Annotated in this window: 17 protein-coding genes and 1 tRNA gene; 12 read left to right on the plus strand and 6 right to left on the minus strand. The window is 62.9% G+C overall.

All coding sequences use genetic code 11. The features are described from left to right. Positions 1–8: 8 nt before the first annotated feature. From AC0CMF_RS21485 to AC0CMF_RS21495, 3 genes are all read left to right on the plus strand, one after another. Positions 9–923 carry an AraC family transcriptional regulator gene (locus AC0CMF_RS21485; protein WP_374630769.1) on the plus strand — a complete coding sequence of 305 codons (915 nt, stop codon included), beginning with the start codon at positions 9–11 and terminating at the stop codon, positions 921–923. Positions 924–1,040: 117 nt separating this feature from the next. Further along, positions 1,041–1,790 (plus strand): SDR family oxidoreductase, encoded by a 750-nt coding sequence (locus tag AC0CMF_RS21490; RefSeq protein ID WP_374630767.1) that lies wholly within the window; start codon positions 1,041–1,043, stop codon positions 1,788–1,790. A gap of 375 nt (positions 1,791–2,165) precedes the next feature. Then, positions 2,166–3,296 carry a DUF3800 domain-containing protein gene (locus AC0CMF_RS21495; RefSeq protein ID WP_374630765.1) on the plus strand — a complete coding sequence of 377 codons (1,131 nt, stop codon included), beginning with the start codon at positions 2,166–2,168 and terminating at the stop codon, positions 3,294–3,296. 481 nt (positions 3,297–3,777) lie between these two features. Here the strand turns inward: AC0CMF_RS21495 and AC0CMF_RS21500 are convergent. Beyond that, a tRNA-Arg gene (locus AC0CMF_RS21500) sits at positions 3,778–3,854 on the minus strand. 482 nt (positions 3,855–4,336) lie between these two features. Continuing rightward, positions 4,337–5,854 carry a sensor histidine kinase gene (locus AC0CMF_RS21505; protein ID WP_374630763.1) on the minus strand — a complete coding sequence of 506 codons (1,518 nt, stop codon included), beginning with the start codon at positions 5,852–5,854 and terminating at the stop codon, positions 4,337–4,339. Between the two features lie 389 nt (positions 5,855–6,243). On the opposite strand from AC0CMF_RS21505, the gene rpmH reads away from it, so the two are divergent. The 7 genes from rpmH (at position 6,244) to AC0CMF_RS21540 (ending at position 12,209) form a co-directional block, all read left to right on the plus strand. Beyond that, entirely contained in the window at positions 6,244–6,378 is a 135-nt protein-coding gene (rpmH, locus tag AC0CMF_RS21510; RefSeq protein ID WP_026355454.1) for a 50S ribosomal protein L34, read from the plus strand. 65 nt (positions 6,379–6,443) lie between these two features. Then, complete coding sequence (gene rnpA, locus AC0CMF_RS21515; RefSeq protein ID WP_019963379.1) at positions 6,444–6,875, plus strand: ribonuclease P protein component; 432 nt, start codon at positions 6,444–6,446, stop codon at positions 6,873–6,875. 9 nt (positions 6,876–6,884) lie between these two features. Next, positions 6,885–8,696 (plus strand): membrane protein insertase YidC, encoded by a 1,812-nt coding sequence (yidC, locus tag AC0CMF_RS21520; protein WP_374630760.1) that lies wholly within the window; start codon positions 6,885–6,887, stop codon positions 8,694–8,696. Between the two features lie 114 nt (positions 8,697–8,810). Further along, entirely contained in the window at positions 8,811–9,452 is a 642-nt protein-coding gene (gene yihA / locus AC0CMF_RS21525) for a ribosome biogenesis GTP-binding protein YihA/YsxC (protein WP_050472184.1), read from the plus strand. Positions 9,453–9,610: 158 nt separating this feature from the next. Continuing rightward, positions 9,611–10,498, plus strand: a complete 888-nt coding sequence (argB, locus tag AC0CMF_RS21530; protein ID WP_374630757.1) for an acetylglutamate kinase — start codon at positions 9,611–9,613, stop codon at positions 10,496–10,498. Continuing rightward, entirely contained in the window at positions 10,495–11,241 is a 747-nt protein-coding gene (locus AC0CMF_RS21535) for a pyrimidine 5'-nucleotidase (protein ID WP_374630755.1), read from the plus strand. Before argB ends, AC0CMF_RS21535 begins: the two co-directional genes overlap by 4 nt. A 92-nt stretch (positions 11,242–11,333) precedes the next feature. After that, on the plus strand, positions 11,334–12,209 hold the full coding sequence (locus tag AC0CMF_RS21540) for a LysR substrate-binding domain-containing protein (RefSeq protein ID WP_019963384.1): 876 nt from the start codon (positions 11,334–11,336) through the stop codon (positions 12,207–12,209). A 3-nt stretch (positions 12,210–12,212) separates the two neighbouring features. On the opposite strand, the gene AC0CMF_RS21545 is transcribed toward AC0CMF_RS21540, so the two are convergent. Then, on the minus strand, positions 12,213–13,118 hold the full coding sequence (locus tag AC0CMF_RS21545) for a DMT family transporter (protein ID WP_374630753.1): 906 nt from the start codon (positions 13,116–13,118) through the stop codon (positions 12,213–12,215). A gap of 175 nt (positions 13,119–13,293) precedes the next feature. On the opposite strand from AC0CMF_RS21545, the gene dapD reads away from it, so the two are divergent. Beyond that, entirely contained in the window at positions 13,294–14,145 is an 852-nt protein-coding gene (gene dapD / locus AC0CMF_RS21550) for a 2,3,4,5-tetrahydropyridine-2,6-dicarboxylate N-succinyltransferase (protein ID WP_374630751.1), read from the plus strand. 132 nt (positions 14,146–14,277) lie between these two features. Here dapD and AC0CMF_RS21555 read toward each other — a convergent pair whose 3' ends face one another. The 3 genes from AC0CMF_RS21555 to AC0CMF_RS21565 all read right to left on the minus strand — a co-directional run bounded on the left by AC0CMF_RS21555 (position 14,278) and on the right by AC0CMF_RS21565 (position 16,721). Continuing rightward, complete coding sequence (locus AC0CMF_RS21555) at positions 14,278–14,952, minus strand: class I SAM-dependent methyltransferase (protein WP_472482452.1); 675 nt, start codon at positions 14,950–14,952, stop codon at positions 14,278–14,280. 125 nt (positions 14,953–15,077) lie between these two features. Continuing rightward, positions 15,078–16,247, minus strand: a complete 1,170-nt coding sequence (gene dapE / locus AC0CMF_RS21560) for a succinyl-diaminopimelate desuccinylase (protein ID WP_374630747.1) — start codon at positions 16,245–16,247, stop codon at positions 15,078–15,080. A 48-nt stretch (positions 16,248–16,295) separates the two neighbouring features. Next, positions 16,296–16,721, minus strand: coding sequence for a DUF805 domain-containing protein (locus tag AC0CMF_RS21565; protein ID WP_374630745.1), 426 nt, complete (start codon positions 16,719–16,721; stop codon positions 16,296–16,298). 202 nt (positions 16,722–16,923) lie between these two features. Between AC0CMF_RS21565 and AC0CMF_RS21570 the strand changes: the two genes are divergently transcribed. Further along, positions 16,924–17,733 carry a DUF2189 domain-containing protein gene (locus AC0CMF_RS21570; RefSeq protein WP_050472191.1) on the plus strand — a complete coding sequence of 270 codons (810 nt, stop codon included), beginning with the start codon at positions 16,924–16,926 and terminating at the stop codon, positions 17,731–17,733. Positions 17,734–18,015 lie beyond the last annotated feature (282 nt).

The following is an 18,015-nucleotide window of genomic DNA, read 5'->3' on the forward strand; positions in this document are numbered from 1 at the left end:
CCGTCCAAGTGGACCCGCTCAGCGATGTGATAGCCTTGCTTCGGCCGAACACGGCCATCTCCAAGCCCATCTCCGGCCGGGGTGCTTGGGCCGTGCGTTACGCCGCACATGATGCCCCCGGATTCACGATCGTCCTGAACGGCGAATGTTGGGTCACGTTCGAGGATGAGCCCCCACTGAAGCTGGAAACGGGAGCCTTTTTGCTACTGCCCACCACGCCAGCCTTCACGCTGAGCAGCCAACCCGGCATGGAGGGAGCGCTGCGTGACCCGATGGATGCCCCCGTCCGCTACGGCGAACAGGAAGGCGAAGCGGATTTCAGGGCGCTGGGTGGAACCTTTCGCATCGAGACGGCGAATGCGCCGCTGCTGCTCGCCCTGCTGCCGCGCATGATCCATGTGCCGCCGTCCGAAGGCCGATCGGCACGGCTCGGCCTGCTGATCGATCTCATTGCGGAGGAATGCCGCAGCGAAGAGCCGGGCAAGGACATGATCCTCCAGCGCATGCTCGAGGTTCTTCTCATCGAGGCGCTTCGCTCGCACGGTACAGCGATGGATGAGAACCGGGCCGGTCTGCTTCATGGCATGCGCGATCCTGTGCTGGCGCGCGTGCTTGCTGTCATGCATGCTGATGTGCGTGCCGGCTGGACGGTAGCAAGTCTTGCCCGCATTGCCGGGCAATCGCGTTCAGCCTTTGCTGCGCGCTTTGGCGCCGTGCTTGGCTGCGGGCCGATCGAATATCTGGCCCGCTGGCGGATGGCTCTTGCGAAAGACGCACTGCTGCGCGGCGCAAAGACGCTCGACCGGATTGCCGATGAGATCGGCTATGAATCTGCCAGCGCTTTCAGCACTGCCTTTCGCAAGCGGCTCGGCTGTCCGCCGGGGCAATTCGCCAGGATCAACGGCAGTAGCAATCACGCCTGAAGCCAAAAGCATGCAGCTTCAGTATGGACGATTGAGCAATATTTATGGACTTTGGATTATGTATCGTCTCTCGGACTAAAGTTATCAAGGAACCATCCGAAACGAATGGAGGTTCCCATGCAAACGATCCTGATTACCGGTACATCCTCGGGCTACGGCCTGGAAACGGCGCGCCACTTCCTCGACAAGGGGTGGACTGTCATCGCCACGATGCGCCGCCCTGACACCAGCCTTTTTCCTGCTTCGCCGCTGTTGCGTCTCCTGCCGCTCGATGTGACAAGCGATGAAAGCATCGCGGAAACCATCGCCGCCGCCGGCCCTATCGACGTGTTGGTCAACAATGCCGGCATCGGTGTGGCCGGCGCATTCGAGGCGACGCCCATGGCACATGTCCGCAAGGTCTTCGCTACCAACACGTTCGGCGTGATGGCGATGTGCCAGGCGGTCATTCCGCAGATGCGCGAACGCCGCTCCGGTGTGATCGTCAACGTGACATCGAGCGTGACGCTGGCCGCCATGCCACTTGCTGCGGCCTACACCGCCAGCAAGCAGGCCATCGAGGGCTTCACCGGATCGCTCGCGCATGAGCTTGGCTGCTTCAATGTCCGGGCGAAACTGGTGGAACCAGGTTATGCCCCGACGACGCGCTTTGCACAGAATACGGATGTGCGGATCGAGGATCTGATCCCGCCAGCCTATGCCGGTTTTGCAACACCCATCTTCGAGGCTTACGCCTATCCCGCCATGACGACCAAGGAAGAGGATGTGGCCCGGGCAGTCTGGAATGCCGTCTACGACACATCAGGCCGCCAACAGTTTCCGGCCGGTGCCGACGCGGTTGCGCTCTACGACGCCCAGCAAGGGTGAGGCCGAAGGCCCAATCACAATCCGGCATCGGCCCACCGGCCGGTGCCACTTGTTTTTCGATAGTTCTCAACATCCGGGGCGTGCGAACTTTTTCCCGCCGGATGCCGCCGTTTTTATGTTCTGGGCAAGCCAGTATGGATATAAAGATCGGCGAGGATGGTTTCACGGGGGGTGGACATTTTCTGTTCTCAATGTCGAGGCTCTGCCAAAGCGGCTCTTAGGTCTTGGCCGAAAGTCGTGCCCGCCAAAGCGAACCTTCGTACCCAACCAATAGCGGTTTCCTGAGCGGATCGTCAGACTACGGGCTTGGCAGCCGGGCGGCTGAATGCGAGACTCCCGAATAGCTATGAGTTGGTCAGGCTATCGAGGGCAGGCATGTATTATTTCGTCGATGAGAGCGGTAATACCGGGTTGCATCTATTCGACCCTGACCAGCCCCTTCTCTATTATGGCGTCCTCGGAGCACGTGCCAATCTAGACGTCATTGCTGAACCTTTGCTGCGGGCGCTTAGAAGGGAGTTGGGTGTGAACCGCATCCACTCCAACGAACTCGGCGTCGCAAAGTTGACAACTATCGCCGGGCGCATCGAACAATTTAGTAAGAAAAACGATCTAAGATTCTCTGTCTTCACAGTGAATAAGAAGGACCATGCGATCATCAGCTACTTCGACCAGGTCTTCGATGCTGGCCTGAATGATGCAGTCGCATGGAACCATTATTGGACGCCGTTGCGCTATCCATTGCTTTTCAAAGTAGCGCATCTTTTTGATGATGACATCGCAAAAGCCGCATGGAAGGCCCGACTCGAGAAAAATCCTGCTCGCTGTGCCACTATGCTTCAGAACGTCCACAGGCAGCTTCTTGCGAACATCAACAGGCTGCCCGATGCTCGTTCGCGAGAGATCATAGACGGAGCCATCCGCTGGGCAGACGCACATCCGGACGCAATCAGCTACGGCGTTGGAAACTACGACACCTTGTTGCAGATATCCCCAAATTTAGTCGGCTTCCAGTCGGTTCTACAAGGCATCGGAAGGGAGGCAACCGCTATGGGGCAGAAAGTTCATAGGGTAACGGTAGACCGCCAAACCGAATTTAACAAGGCTCAGGCGGAATTGGCGGATTTCTACCAAAAGCTACGCGGCCACAAATCGAGTCTGGGCCCTGGCATGCCCGAGTTTAATTACTCGATGCTTCCGGAAATTCCGCCTGAATACAAACCTGGCGATGAAAGCGCAGGCCTCGAACTGGTCGACGTCACGCTCTGGACCGCCAAACGGATGCGCGAAGGCAAACCCGTATCGAGCGAGTTGGAAAGCTTGTTCCGCCGACAAGCCCGGCGCGGACATACCGACGAGGTGTCACTTGCTGGCCTCGATGAGCGTTGGCGGCACCTAGCTTACCTGCCGCCGTCGGGGCCAAACAACCCGGTTTCCCCAGAGATCCAAGCCGCGATCGCAGAGATGGAGCGCAAGCGCCGGGCAGCGGTAGCGTCCCTTGGATGAAGAAAGACTCGCCTCGGCAGATGGAACTTTCAGGTCAGATGTACTACACTTTCTGACGTTCTGATGAACCGCCTTTGAAGCATCACGCCCGCGGCAGTTAAGACTCGTTTACAGCTCATTGAAATCACAGGGAGGCAGACTTGCCTCCCTGTGTCCTGTGGCGAACACGGGGGCAAAGCCGGACAGCTAAATCGACGGCGGGCGCACGGAGCAAAGCGACGGAGCCAGGGAGCCGTCTATTTTGCTTGTAGCGGCGTTGGGGGCAGCGCCCCCAGATTACATTGTCAAAAAAAGTTCGAACTCCGCCGCATTGCCTTGAAACGCACGGCTACTCAGGGGTTTAAAAAATACGATCTCTTGTTGGATGTGAAAAAAGAACCCCATTGGGCTAGAAAGAGTATTTCGACAAAACAGCGTTTTCGAACTCAAATAAGCGTTCAAAAACAAGATACTGTCTTGAATTCTTGTGAGAAAAGCAAAATGGCGCGCCCGAAAGGATTCGAACCTCTGACCCCCAGATTCGTAGTCTGGTGCTCTATCCAGCTGAGCTACGGGCGCGCAGTGCCTGTTTGAGGCAGTGTCTGGTTGCTGGACTTGCGGATATACCTGCAAGGAAACCAAACAGCTGTTCGTTCACCGCGTTGCCGCGGCGGCTGCGAACGAGGGGGTATCTACCGGCCTCCCGAGAGGATTGCAAGGGGCGTTTTCGAGTTTTTTTATCCGGCGCTGAAAAACCGCAGACTCCTGCGGCGAAAACTTTGCAGAAAGCCTGTGCACGGCGGTGGATAACATATCCGGCAAAGGGCCCCGCCCCCACGCCGCATCAAACGCCTTCAGAACTGATTTGAACTGTGGGCGGGAGGAGCCCCTGTGCCCGCCAGCCAAGGCTCTGCCGGATAAGGAGGACGGCGAAAACACCGTTCCACTGCACGCCGCGTCTCATACCAAGGCTTTTGATGCTGACGCATCACGCCCTGAGAAGACTCAGGCGCCGCACGGGCTTGAGAAGCTCCCGGTCTGTCAGGCTCACCGGCAGCGGCTCACGCCTCTGGCGCGGCGCGCTGCGGCAGCTGGATGCAGAATGTGGTGCCGGGCCCGGTGTCTTCCAGCACGAGGCGGCCGCCGTGGGCGCGGACGATTTCAAGGGCGATGGCAAGGCCAAGGCCGGTGCCGCCGTTCTTTGCCCCGCTCTGGAAGGCCCGGAACAGGCCCGCACGCACGGCAGGGGGAATGCCCGGTCCGGTATCCCTGACGCGGATGAGGCATTCGCCTTCAATCAGCGCCGCTTCAATGGTCAGACGGCAGACATGGGCGGCGTCCGCACCGGCTTCCATCGCCTGAACGGCATTGCGGCAGAGGTTCACCAGCACCCGGAACAGCTGCTCCGGATCTGCCTCCAGCTCGAAGCCTTCGGCCACGCGGCTCTCGAATTCGATGCCCGGATGCTCGGCAAGCGCCAGCAGTTCGGCCACGTCGCTCACCACCCGCTCGAGGCGGATCAGGCGGCGGCGCGGCGGCTCTTCCCGCGCCTTGCCATAGGCCATCACGGCCTGGGTGTAGCCCACCGCACGGTCGAGCGTCGCCAGGATCTTCGGCACCAGCCGCTTCACGGTCGGATCGGGCACATGCTCGATACGCTCCATGAACAGCTGCGCCGAGGCCAGAAGGTTGCGCAGGTCATGGTTGATCTTGGAGACGGCAAGGCCCAGGTCGGCGAGCCTCTGCTTCTGGTGCAGGGCGCGGGAAAGGCCCCGCTGCATGTCAGCCAGCCGCTTTTCCGCATCGCCGATCTCGTCGTCACGTCCGCCCGGCACAATGATGCGCGCCGTATCCTCGGGATCTTCGGCAAAGCGGGCCATGGACGCCGACAGGCGCTGCAGCGGGCGCACGAACATCCAGCGCAGCGCCAGATAGACGAGGCTGGCCGTGATCACCGAGATGATCAGCGTCAGCCCGAGAATGCGGCCCGAGAAGGCCAGCATGTCCTTGCGCAGCATGGCGACCGGAAGCACGATATCCACCTTCTGCACGTCATCCCCGGCGCTGGAGCCCATCGGCAGCGGCTGGCTGACGCGCATCAGGCCGGAGCCATCGGAAAACAGCACCTCGACACTGTCGCGGATGGCACTCCAGGGCGTCTCTTCCTCCATGTCGATGACATAGCGGATCTCCTCCGGCAGGCCGCTCATGGCGATCAGGCTGCGGCGGCCCTTGTGGGTGAGAGAGATGGCGACGGCCCCCGTTACCCGCATCAGCTCTTCCTGCAGGCGCGGGGCGATGGTGTTGGTTTCGGACAGGACGGCGGCGGCCACACCAGCGGTGGTGAGCTTGTCCTTCAGCCATGTGCTGCGGAAATTGGCGACTGACGGCACATAGACGAAGACTTCCGACAGCATGACGAAAAGCACTGTCAAAAGCAGCAGTTTGCCGGACAGGCCGGCAGAGCGGCGCCACACAGCCCCCCCTGCGGGAACAGGAGCAGGCGGAACGGCAGGCAGCCCTTCACCGGGGGGCGGAGTGGCCCCTCCGGACGCCGTGGGCGGCTGTTCGTGCTTCATCACTCTGCTCCAGCGCCCCTCATCCGCCCCAAGCACCTGCTTCTGCTTTATAACCCGGCACAGGCGCCATGTCAGCCACCCCGCCAGCAAGCCGTCACCCTGCAGCGATTCCCCCGGCCGGCGGACAGGTGCAGGGTAGCACGGACCCGGCGGAACATGAGCCAGCTGTGCAAATCCTGCCTCCTGCGGCCTGCAGGCAGGGCAAAGCCATGCAATGGCGCGGGAAAAGGCGGTTCTGCGTTGACTCACCGCCAGAGCCCTCGTATAAGCGCGCTCGACTCGGACCGGCATCCGGCCTGTCTCATGGAGCAGGCTTGCCTTGTGGCGGCAGGATGCATCCAGCCTCAAGTTTCAAATAAAAGGGCCGCGCGACGGCGCGGAATAGAAAAATGAAGCGTACGTATCAACCCAGCCGCCTCGTCCGCAAGCGCCGTCATGGCTTCCGCGCACGCATGGCGACCAAGAATGGCCGTCTGGTCCTGTCCCGCCGCCGGGCCAAGGGCCGCAAGAGCCTGAGCGCCTGATAGCGCCCTGCAGCGGCGCTTCGGACCACCCTTTCGAGGCTCTGGATTTCAGAACGCCGCAGCACATGAAAACTCTTAAAAAGCGCTCCGAGTTTCTGGCCGTCGCCAAAGGTGGACGGACAGACCGGCGCGCTTTTGCATTACAGGGCCTGAAACGCGCGGATGAAGGCCCGGCCCGCGTCGGCTACACGGTGACCAAGAAGACTGGCAATGCGGTCGAGCGGAACCGGATCAAGAGACGGCTGCGCGCGGCTGTTGCGCAACTTGAGGACGAGACCGTACCATCCGGTGCGGATTTTGTGATCATCGGACGCCGCGCCGCGCTGAATCAGCCCTTTGCAGATCTGGTCAGAGAGCTTAACTCAGGGCTCAAGCCTGCTCTGGAGCGCAAGGGCAACGGATCATGGCAGGGCCGCCGTGACAACCGCAAGCCAAAGGCAGGCGGGCAGGCACAAGGCAAGGAACCCGCACAGGGGTCAGGACAGAGACAGGGGTAACCGCAGCTCATGGCTGACAACCGCAACACATTCATCGCCATCGCGCTGTCGCTGGTGGTCCTTCTCGGGTGGCAGTATTTTGTCGCCCGGCCGCAGCTGGAGCAGGCTCAGCAGGCCGCGCAGCAGCAGGCCGAGGCACAGCAGGCCGGCACTCCGGCACCCGGCGCAACGCCCGGTGCCGCACCCGGCACGGCTGGCGTCCCCGGTTCTGCAGGTGAAGCCACCGGCCCGCTCAGCCGTGAGCAGGCGATTGCAGCAGCACCGCGCGTTTCCATCGAGACACCGCGCCTGAGCGGCTCCATCAGCCTGACCGGTGCCCGGGTCGATGACCTGCGCCTGAAGGACTACCGCGAGACGGTCGACAAGGGCAGCCCGCTCATCACCCTGTTCTCGCCCAAGGGCACGCAGGGTGCCTTCTATGCCGACAATGGCTGGGTGGCGGAACCGGGCGCACAGGTGAAGCTGCCGGGTGCTGACACGGTGTGGACCGTTGCGGGCGAAAGCAATCTGACCCCCGGCACGCCGGTCACCCTGACCTGGGACAATGGCGAAGGCGCCGTGTTCAGCCGCACCTTCTCCATTGACGAGAACTACATGTTCAAGGTCACCCAGTCGGTGACCAACAACACGGGCGGCGATCTGACGCTCTATCCCTACAGCCTGATTGTCCGCAACGGCACGCCGCACACCGAAGGCTTCTACATTCTTCATGAAGGCCTGATCGGTGTGACCGGTGACGAAGGCTTGCACGAGATCAAGTACAAGACCATCGCCGAAGACGGCAAGACGATGCCAGCCAAGGCAAACCGGGGCTGGCTCGGCTTCACCGACAAGTACTGGGCTGCAACGGTTGCGCCGGAGCCGGGCACCAGCTTCCAGCCGAGCTTCAGCTACAACAAGGCCACCGACAATTTCCAGGCCGATTACCTGGGCGACGCGGTTTCCATTGCAGCCGGCAGCACGCAGGAAGCCAGCACCTATCTGTTTGCCGGTGCCAAGGAAACCAAGCTTCTGGCCTCCTATGAGGAGAGCATTGGCATCGACCGTTTCGATCTGCTGATCGACTGGGGCTGGTTCTACTTCCTGACCAAGCCGATGTTCTATGTCATCGACTGGCTGTTCCATCTGGTCGGCAACTTCGGCATCGCCATCCTGCTGGTGACGGTTCTGGTCAAGGCGATCTTCTTCCCGCTGGCCAACAAGTCCTATGTCTCCATGAGCAAGATGAAGCTCGTGCAGCCGCAGATGATGGACATCCGCGAGAAATACAAGGACGACAAGGCCAAGCAGCAGCAGGCGCTGATGGAGCTGTACAAGACCGAAAAGATCAACCCGCTGGCGGGCTGTCTTCCGGTTCTGATCCAGATCCCGGTGTTCTTCGCGCTCTACAAGGTGCTGTTCGTCACCATCGAAATGCGCCATGCGCCGTTCTTTGGCTGGATTCAGGACCTTTCCGCGCCGGATCCGACGACGATCTTCAACCTGTTCGGCCTGATCGACTGGACCCCGCCGCACCTGCTGATGCTGGGCATCTGGCCGATCATCATGGGCATCACCATGTTCCTGCAGATGAAGATGAACCCGGCGCCGACCGACCCGGCCCAGCAGATCGTCTTCACCTGGATGCCGGTGCTCTTCACCTTCATGCTGGCCTCCTTCCCGGCAGGTCTGGTCATCTACTGGGCCTGGAACAACAGCCTGTCGATCACCCAGCAGTACATCATCATGCGCCGCCAGGGCGTGAAGGTGGAACTGTGGGGGAACCTCAGGGAGACGTTCAAGCGCAAGAAGGGCGCACCCGAAGCGGAAAAGAAGAGCTGATCCAGCCTTCTTCAGCACCAAAGACCAAAGGGCCTGCCACACGGCAGGCCCTTCTGTTTGCCACATGCTCAACCTGCGCTCGACGGCGCGGCCGCAGCCAGCTAAAAGCACATCATGACCGACTTGCCCGAATATACCGACGAACAGCTTGAAGCCGGCCGGCTGATGTTCAACCGCCCCTGGACCTTCCAGACCAGCGTTGCCGACATGCGCCAGCTTCCGGCCTCGCGCGGCACGGAAATCGCCTTTGCCGGGCGCTCGAATGTGGGCAAGTCCAGCCTCATCAACGCCCTGACCGGCCGCAAGGGCCTTGCCCGCACGTCCAACACGCCGGGCCGCACGCAGATGCTGAACTTCTTCGGCGCCGAGGGCGCGAGCGTCACCGTGGTGGACATGCCCGGCTATGGCTATGCCCAGGCGCCGAAGGACATGGTGGATGCCTGGACGAAGCTGGTGTTCTCCTACCTGCGCGGACGGCCGAACCTGCGCCGCGTCTTCCTCCTGATCGACAGCCGCCACGGCATCAAGGACAACGACCTTGAGACCATGCAGCTGCTCGACAAGGCGGCCGTCGTCTATCAGGTGGTTCTCACCAAGGCCGACAAGATCAAGCCCGGCCAGCTGGCCACGCTGATGACGGCAACGGCCGAGATCCTGCGCAAGCGGCCGGCGGCCCACCCGGTGCTCATCCCCACGTCCTCCGAGAAGGGGCTGGGCATCGACCTGTTGCGTGCGGAAATCTGCGCGCTGCCCTGAAGCATGCGCCGGCCCAAGCTCCGAATGAAGCTTGCGTGTCCGCTCACGCGATCCGTTGAGATACCCGGCCAAACCGGCTATAGACGCTGCAAGCCCTTGCTTCCGATCGAGGGCTTCCGCGCCTTTTCCCGCCACAGCAGCAGCGAGTGTTCCCGCCCATGAGCACCCCGGACTTCAGCAACAACGCCCATATCATCGCCCAGGCCCTGCCCTACATGCAGCGCTATGACAAGCGGCGTGTCGTGGTGAAGTACGGCGGCCATGCCATGGGCGATGCGGAACTGGGCAAGGCCTTTGCCCGTGACATCACCCTGCTGCGCCAGTCCGGCGTGCATCCGGTGGTCGTCCATGGCGGCGGCCCGCAGATCGGCAACATGCTGAAGCGCCTCAACATCGTCAGCGAGTTCCGCGGCGGCCTGCGCGTCACCGACAAGGCGACGGTCGAGATCGTCGAGATGGTGCTGGCCGGCTCGATCAACAAGGAAATCGTCCAGCTGATCAATGCCGAAGGCGGCCGTGCGGTCGGCCTGTGCGGCAAGGACGGCAATCTGGTGAAGGCCACCAAGCTGACCCGGACCGAAATGGACCCGGATTCCAACATCGAGAGGATCCTCGATCTCGGTTTCGTCGGCGAGCCTGCACACGTCAATCCGGTGATGCTGGAAATGATGCTGAAGGAAGACCTGATCCCCGTGGTGGCCCCCGTGGCCCCCGGCGAAGATGGCGAGACCTACAACATCAACGCCGACACTTTCGCCGGCGCCATCGCCGGTGCGCTGCATGCCTCGCGCCTGCTGTTCCTGACCGACGTGCCGGGCGTGCTCGACAAGGAAGGCAAGCTGATCAAGAACCTCACCGTTGCCCATGCGCGTGAACTGATTGCCGATGGCACCATTTCCGGCGGCATGATCCCGAAGGTGGAAACCTGCATCGAGGCGCTGGACCGCGGCGTCGAGGGCGTGGTCATCCTTGATGGCAAGGTGAAGCACGCCGTCCTGCTGGAACTCTTCACCGACCGCGGCGCCGGGACCCTGATCAGCAAGTGACAGACACCATCCCCACACCGGGCGAGGGCCAGGGCGCCCACCGTCATGATCTTCGGGCCTTCACCGGTGTGGAGGCCTGGGTCTTTGATCTGGACAACACGCTCTATCCGGCGGAAATCGATCTGTTCTCGCAGATCGACGTCCGCATCTCCGACTACATCGCGAAGCTGCTGGACATCGGCAAGGATGCCGCGCGGGCGAAGCAGAAGGAGTTCTACCGCGACTACGGCACCACGCTGCGCGGGCTGATGATGCAGCACAAGATCGATCCGGATGACTTCCTCGCCTATGTGCATGACATCGACTATTCGCCGGTGAAGCCGGACCCTGCGCTTGGCGCGGCGATCAGCCGTCTGCCGGGCCGCAAGTTCATCTTCACCAATGGCGACCGCCCCCATGCGGAGCGCACCGCTGCCGCGCTCGGCATCAGCGATCATTTCGAGGACATCTTCGACATCGTCGCCGCTGGCCTGCTGCCGAAGCCGAATCTTGAGACCTACCAGACCTTCATCGCCAAGACAGGCGTCTCGCCCGCCAGGGCGGCCATGTTCGAAGATCTGCCGCGCAATCTGCTGGTGCCGCACAAGCTCGGCATGCGCACGGCCCTGATCGTGCCGAAGGTGACACGCGAAGTCTTCCGCGAGGAGTGGGAGATGGAGGGTCAGGATGCCCCGCATATCGACTTCGTAACCGGCAATCTTGCCGGCTTCCTCGAAGGGGTTCTGGGAGCGATTGAAGCGTGAGGCACTGGACCACGGGAGCTTCGCCGGTTTATTGATGTAAACTCAATAATCCCGCAAGCCGCCCCGGCCTGCCGAATCCATCGTGTGAACCCATGGTCTCCCTGCGCGCTCTGCATGCCTTTGCTCTTCTTGCCCGCAATGGCCGCGCCGCGCAGGCAGCGGACGACCTCGGCATTTCGCCTTCGGCCCTGTCGCATCTGCTGCGCAAGCTGGAAAGCGAGCTGGGCGCCACACTGGTGCTGCGCGACGGGCGCGGCCTGTCACTCACCGAAGAGGGAAAGCGCCTGGCTGCCGGGCTGGGCGATGCTTTTGACCGCATTGAATCGGCCGTGGACGGTTTCCGCCGCCGGGGCCGGACGGAACTGCGCATCAGCACCGTCTCCACCTTCGCCACCCGCTGGCTGATACCGCGCCTGCCGCAGTTTCAGACCGCGCAGCCCGATGTGGAGTTGCTGCTGTCCGCCTCCACCCGCGTCGTTGACCTCGACCGGGAGAATTACGACTGCGCCATCCGGCTTGGGCGGGGCGACTGGCCGGGCATCGACGCCACGCTGCTGTGGCGCGAGCATCTGGCGGTTGCCATGGCGCCGCGCCTGATGCGCGAAGACGCTGGTCCGGACGCCGCCCTGCCCGGCCTCAAGCTGCTGCACAGCGCCTCCCGGCGTGACGACTGGTCCCGCTGGCTGGCCCATGCGGGGCTGAAGCTGCCGGATGCCAGCTCCGGCATGGTGCTGGAAAGCCGGGATCTTGCCATTCAGGCCGCCATCGCGGGCATGGGCGCCATCGTCATCGACCGGCGCTTCGTCATGCTGGAGCTGGCGGCTGGACATCTCGTCATGCCCGACTGGCCGGTGCTGCAGCTGGACAGCGGCTACTGGTTCGTCCGCTCCCCCAACCGCCCGCTCTCCCGCCCCATCTCAGGCTTCCGCGACTGGCTGATCGGCACGTCTGCGGCGGATGCCGGGTAGTGATCAGGTACCGGACAGCAGCACCAGAATGGCGGCGACGATCAGCACGCAGCCGGTGATCTCGCGGCCATTGATGCGCTCCTTGAAGAAGAACCAGGACGCAATGAGGGTGAAGACCAGCTCCACCTGCGCCAGTGCCCGCACATAGGCAACCTGCTGAAGCGTCATGGCGGTGAACCAGCCCGCAGATCCTGCGACACCGGCAAGCCCCACCCATACCGCCTGCCGCCAGTGGCGGATGGAGGCGGCCAGCTGGTCCGGCTCGCGCCAGGCCATGTAGAGCCCCATGGCCACCGTCTGCATCAGGGTGACCACTGCAAGGCTGTAGGCGGCCTGCATCAGATAGCCGGGCCCTTCCAGCGAGAGCGAAGCCATGCGGTAGAGCGCCGCCGAGCCCCCGAAGAAGGCAGCCGAAGCCAGCCCGATCAGCGCCGGACGCCCGGCGAGCGAAGCCACAATCGCCCGGCCCGTCAGCGGCACCCGCGCCATGGAAATGAGGATGACGCCCGCAACCCCGATGCCGATGGCAGCTGCCGTCAGCCCGGTTACGTGCTCGCCCAGAATGACGGCGCCGAAGATCGCCGCCTGCACCGGTTCGGTCTTGGAATAGGCCGTGCCGACCGCGAAATTGCGGAAGGAGAAGAGGTGGACGAGCAGGAGTGTCGCGATGATCTGGGCAAAGCCGCCGAGGGCCGCCGCCAGAAGGAAGCGGCCATTCATGTCCGGAAAAGGCATGCCGAAGGCCAGATGCAGCACCAGCACATAGGCAAGGGCAAAGGGAAAGCCATAGGCGAATCGCACCAGCGTCGCCCCGCTGGTGCCAAGGCGGCCCTTCAGGTGCTTCTGCAGCGCCGAGCGCAGGTTCTGGCAGAAGGCGGCAAAGAGAGTGATGGGAATCCAGAGTTCCATGAGAGGCGGCCTGCGGGCTTGAGAAGATGCGGGAGAAACCGTCCTCAATGTCGCCTGTTTGCGGCCTTTGCGCAGTTGAGCGCTTCTCAAGCCGCATGAACCATTGACTCAAGCCCCGCACCCGCCTTTTATCCGGCGAACCCTAACCGACCCCTTTGCGGAGCCGATCATTTCCATGTCGACCGATCTCGTGAAACTTGCCGCCACCATTGACGCCGCCTTTGAAGACCGCGCCAATATCGACACGCACACGACGGGTGACGTGCGTCAGGCCGTAGAAACCGCCCTGAACCTGATGGACCGCGGGCAGCTGCGCGTCGCCGAAAAGCAGGACGGCGGGGACTGGACCGTGAACCAGTGGGCCAAAAAGGCCGTGCTGCTCTCCTTCCGCCTCAACCCGATGGACGTCATCAAGGGCGGCCCCGGTGATGCGACCTGGTGGGACAAGGTGCCGTCGAAGTTTGACGGCTGGCGCGGTGTGGACTTTGAGGAAGCCGGCTTCCGCGCCGTTCCGGGCGCCATCGTCCGCCGCTCGGCCTTCATCGGCAAGGGCGTGGTGCTGATGCCCTCCTTCGTCAACCTCGGCGCCCATGTGGGTGAAGGCACGATGGTGGACACTTGGGCCACCGTGGGCTCCTGCGCCCAGATCGGCAAGCATGTGCACCTGTCCGGCGGCGTCGGCATCGGCGGCGTGCTGGAGCCGCTGCAGGCAGGCCCGGTCATCATCGAGGACAACTGCTTCATCGGCGCCCGCTCGGAAGTCGTGGAAGGCGTGATCGTGCGTGAGGGCGCGGTGCTGTCCATGGGCGTCTTCATCGGCGCCTCCACCAAGATCATCGACCGCGCCACCGGCGAAGTCTTCATCGGTGAGGTTCCGGCCTATTCCGTCGTCGTGCCCGGCGCCATGCCCGGCAAGCCGCTGCCGGACGGCACCCCCGGCCCGAGCCTCTATTGCGCCGTGATCGTCAAGCGCGTCGACGCCCAGACCCGCGCCAAGACCGCCATCAACGAGCTGCTGCGCGACTGATACCTGGTCCCGTGCGGCGTTCGAGCCGTTTGAAGGCGTGATGCGTCAGCATCGAAAGCCTTTGACCGCACACGCAAAGCAAAAGCCCCCGCCGGAGGATGCTCTGGCGGGGGCTTCTTGTTTCCGGCGTTCTCAGCGCAGCGGCATATGCCGCACGGCGGTGAAGGACTTGGTGAGGCCGAAGAACTTTTCCTTCTCCATCACCGCATCGGGGAAGAGATAGCGCATCTGGCGCAGGTCCAGCATGCGGGCGTCTTCCAGCGAGGCCATGGCCTCGTCGAGATTCGCGGCCTTAGAATAGAAGCCCGTGGTCCGGGCCAGATGAATGCGGTAGCGCAGCGGGTCCGGCAGCCAGTGCAGGAACAGGCTGCGGGCATGGGGTTCAATCGGGAAGGAGAAGCTGGGCGTCTGGATGGCATAGCTGCGCGCCACCCGGCCCGCCTCCCGCGCAAAGGCCTTCTTGTTGCTCCAGGAGCCCACATGCTCGATGACCGAGTTGGAAAAGGCGAGGTCATAGGCCCCGTCCGCCACCCCGGCCAGGTCACAGGCATTGCCCTGCGTCATGCGCACGTTGGGCATGTCGGTGGTGTTGGGATCGCTGTCCGGAAACAGGTTGACGCAATCGACCGAGAGATGGGCGAAATCGAGTTCGCTCTTCCACACATCCCAGAAGCCGCGCGTGCCGCCAAGATCAATGATCCGGCAATGGCCCTTCACGGCGATATAATCATCAATGATGCGGGCAAGCGACTGCACACGCTTCTTGCGGAACGAGTTCTGCGTGGAAACCGGCGATACATCGAGCAACGGACAACTCCCGGATCTGGGCACAGCAAAGGCTCTGCAGTCCCGGCCGGTGCCGGGACCCAATGACCGGGACTATGACAGGCTACTGATAATTGCCGATTAACGCCGGGGAAGAATGCCTTGCCTCAGCCAGCAAAATAGCTGTCGAGGAAGCGGCGGTAGACGGCGGCGAGCTGGTCGAGGTCGGCGACCGGGGTGCATTCGTCCACCTTGTGCATGGTCTGGCCGACAAGGCCGAATTCCACCACCGGGCAGTAGCTCTTGATGAAACGGGCATCGGAAGTGCCGCCGTTGGTGGACAGATCCGGGCGGCGGCCCGTCACCGCTTCCACCGCGTCCGCCAGCGCCGTGATCAGCGCATCATCGCGGGTGAGGAAGGATTCGCCCGCATCGCGGCGGAAGTCGAGGCTGTAGCGCAGGCCGGGGCGGGCCGCAGCCGCCAGTGTGTCCTGCAGCTTCGCCTTCAGGGCGTCCAGCGTCCACTCGTCGTTGAAGCGGATGTTGAAGCGCCCTTCGGCGCGGGCCGGGATGACGTTGAAGGCCGGATTGCCCACATGCAGGTTGACGATTTCAAGGTTCGAGGGCTCGAACCGCTCGTTGCCTTCATCCAGCACCAGCGCATCCAGCGCGCTCATCAGCGCCAGCAGGCCGGGGATCGGGTTGTCGGCGAGCTGCGGATAGGCGGCGTGGCCTTGCGTGCCTTCCACCGTGACGATGCCGGAGAGATAACCCCGGCGGCCGATCTTGATGGCATCCCCCAGTGCAGCCGGGTTGGTCGGCTCGCCGACGATGCAGGCATCAAACACGTGCCCCTGCTCCTTCGCCCAGGCGAGAAGCTTCGACGTGCCGTTGACGGCCGGGCCTTCCTCGTCACCGGTGATGAGGAAGGAGATGGTTCCGCCGAACGCCTTGCCGCGCGCTTCAATGAAGGCAAGAGCAGCGGCTGCGAAGGAGGCGATGCCGCCCTTCATATCCACCGCGCCGCGCCCGTAGAGCACGCCGTCGCGGATCTCGCCGCCGAAGGGTTCATGCTGCCAGTCACTTTCCGCGCCTGCCGGCACCACATCCGTGTGCCCGGCAAAGACGAAATGCGGCGCGCCGCTGCCGATGGTGGCAAAGAGGTTTTCCACGTCCGGCGTATCCGTGTCGGAGAAGGTGACGCGGGAGACGGTGAAGCCTGCCTCACCCAGCAGCCGCTCCAGAAACGCCAGCGCACCGCCTTCGGCGGGCGTGACGGAGGGGCAGCGGATGAGATCGCGGGCGATGGCGGCGGCGGGAGACAGAGCTTGGGTCATGGTAGGAGTCCTAGCCCCGCTTGGGGGCATGGGTCAATGCGTGCCGCTTCAGCGGCGGCGGTAATAGCTGTCGGGCTGCGGGCCGTAGCGGTTCGGCCCTTGCGCACTGGGCAGGAAGCCAAGAGTCAGCACCGCGAAGAAATTGATCACCGGCACGAAGGCCACCAGCGCGAAGAAGCCGGGCAGCCCCACATCCTGCAGCCGCTTGATCAGCAGCGCCATCTCGAACCAGGTGACCACGACGAACAACACCGGAAACAGCGGGTTGGAGCCCATGAAGTCGCCGAAGGTGAGCGAGCCGAGGTCCACATCACCCGGCAGCGACTTCATCCACATGTTGGCGGCGATGGCAATGATCACCCAGTTGAAGGCAAGCCCGTACCAATAGACCTGGCGCGACAGGCGGCCAATCGGGCTGAGCAGCAGCCAGCGGATGCCGGGGCTCAGCTGGGCAGGGGGAAGTCCGGAAACCATTGTTGCTCCAGCGGGTGAGGACAGGTCCTGACGTGGCAGGTACTGCGGCCTGCGGCGGGGATCAAGCAAAAGCAGCACCGCAACGCATATGTAGGTGCAGATTAAAAAATTTCGGCCCCTCCTACCGGAAAATACGATTGGCGGCTTGCGGTTTTCACGCCACTCTTCTTCGCAAACCATGCAATCGAGGGAGGAGATGGGTATGGAGGAAACGGGTAACGCCGCCCCGCAGGGAACAGCCTCACACAGGCCAGATCCCAAGGTGCGCAAGATCAGCACCGCCGACATCATCACCGCCCTTGGCAAGGGCCTGCGCGATTTCCGGCGGGCTCCGCAATTCGGCCTGTTCTTCGGCGGCATCTATGCCCTCGGCGGCATCCTCGTGCTGCTGACGGCCTCGGCCCTGCACATGAGCTATCTCAGCTATCCGCTGGCGGCGGGCTTTGCCCTCGTCGGGCCGTTCATTGCCTGCGGCCTTTATGAGGTAAGCCGGCGGCTGGAGCAGAACGAGCCGCTCACCTGGGGCGGCGTGCTCGGCGTCATCTGGGCCCAGCGCAGCCGGGAAATCGGCTGGATGGCCTTTGCCGTGCTGTTCGTGCTGATCATGTGGATGTATCAGGTGCGCCTGCTGCTGGCGCTGTTCCTCGGCTTCCAGTCCTTCGCCAGCTTCCCCGAGTTCATCGACACGGTGATCTCGACGCCGGAAGGGCTGATGTTCCTGCTCACCGGCCACATTGTCGGGGCCATCCTGTCGCTGCTGCTGTTCTCGCTGACGGTGATCTCCTTCCCGCTGCTGCTCGACCGGGACCGGGATTTCATCACCGCCATGATCACCAGCGTGCGCACCGTCGCCACCTCGCCCCTGCCGATGATCGGCTGGGGCATCGCGGTCACGCTGACGCTGATCGTCTCGATGGTGCCCTCCTTCATGGGCCTCATCTTCACCCTCCCCATCCTCGGCCACACGACCTGGCACATCTACAGGATCGCGGTGGAGCCGGAGGCGGGATGAGAGGAAAGCGAGGGTCCGCCGTGTGTTGAGGGAGCTCAGGCGTCCTACCGGGTTCACACATCAGGTTCTGACGTCGACCGCAGTGATGCAACAGCTTTCCGGCAGGATGACTCCGCCCCCCTCCCCCTCGTGGGGAGGGGGAAGGGGTGGGGGGCTCTGAGCCTGCAAGGAGTTGAAAAGACGAACTTTTCCTGAAGAAGCTGGCGAGGAGAGACTGTCTATAATCAATGGATACCCTGCCAGCCGGAAAGGCTATCCCCCCACCCCTAACCCCTCCCCCTC

The sequence above is a fragment of the Pannonibacter sp. CBAS1226 genome, from assembly GCF_055685825.1.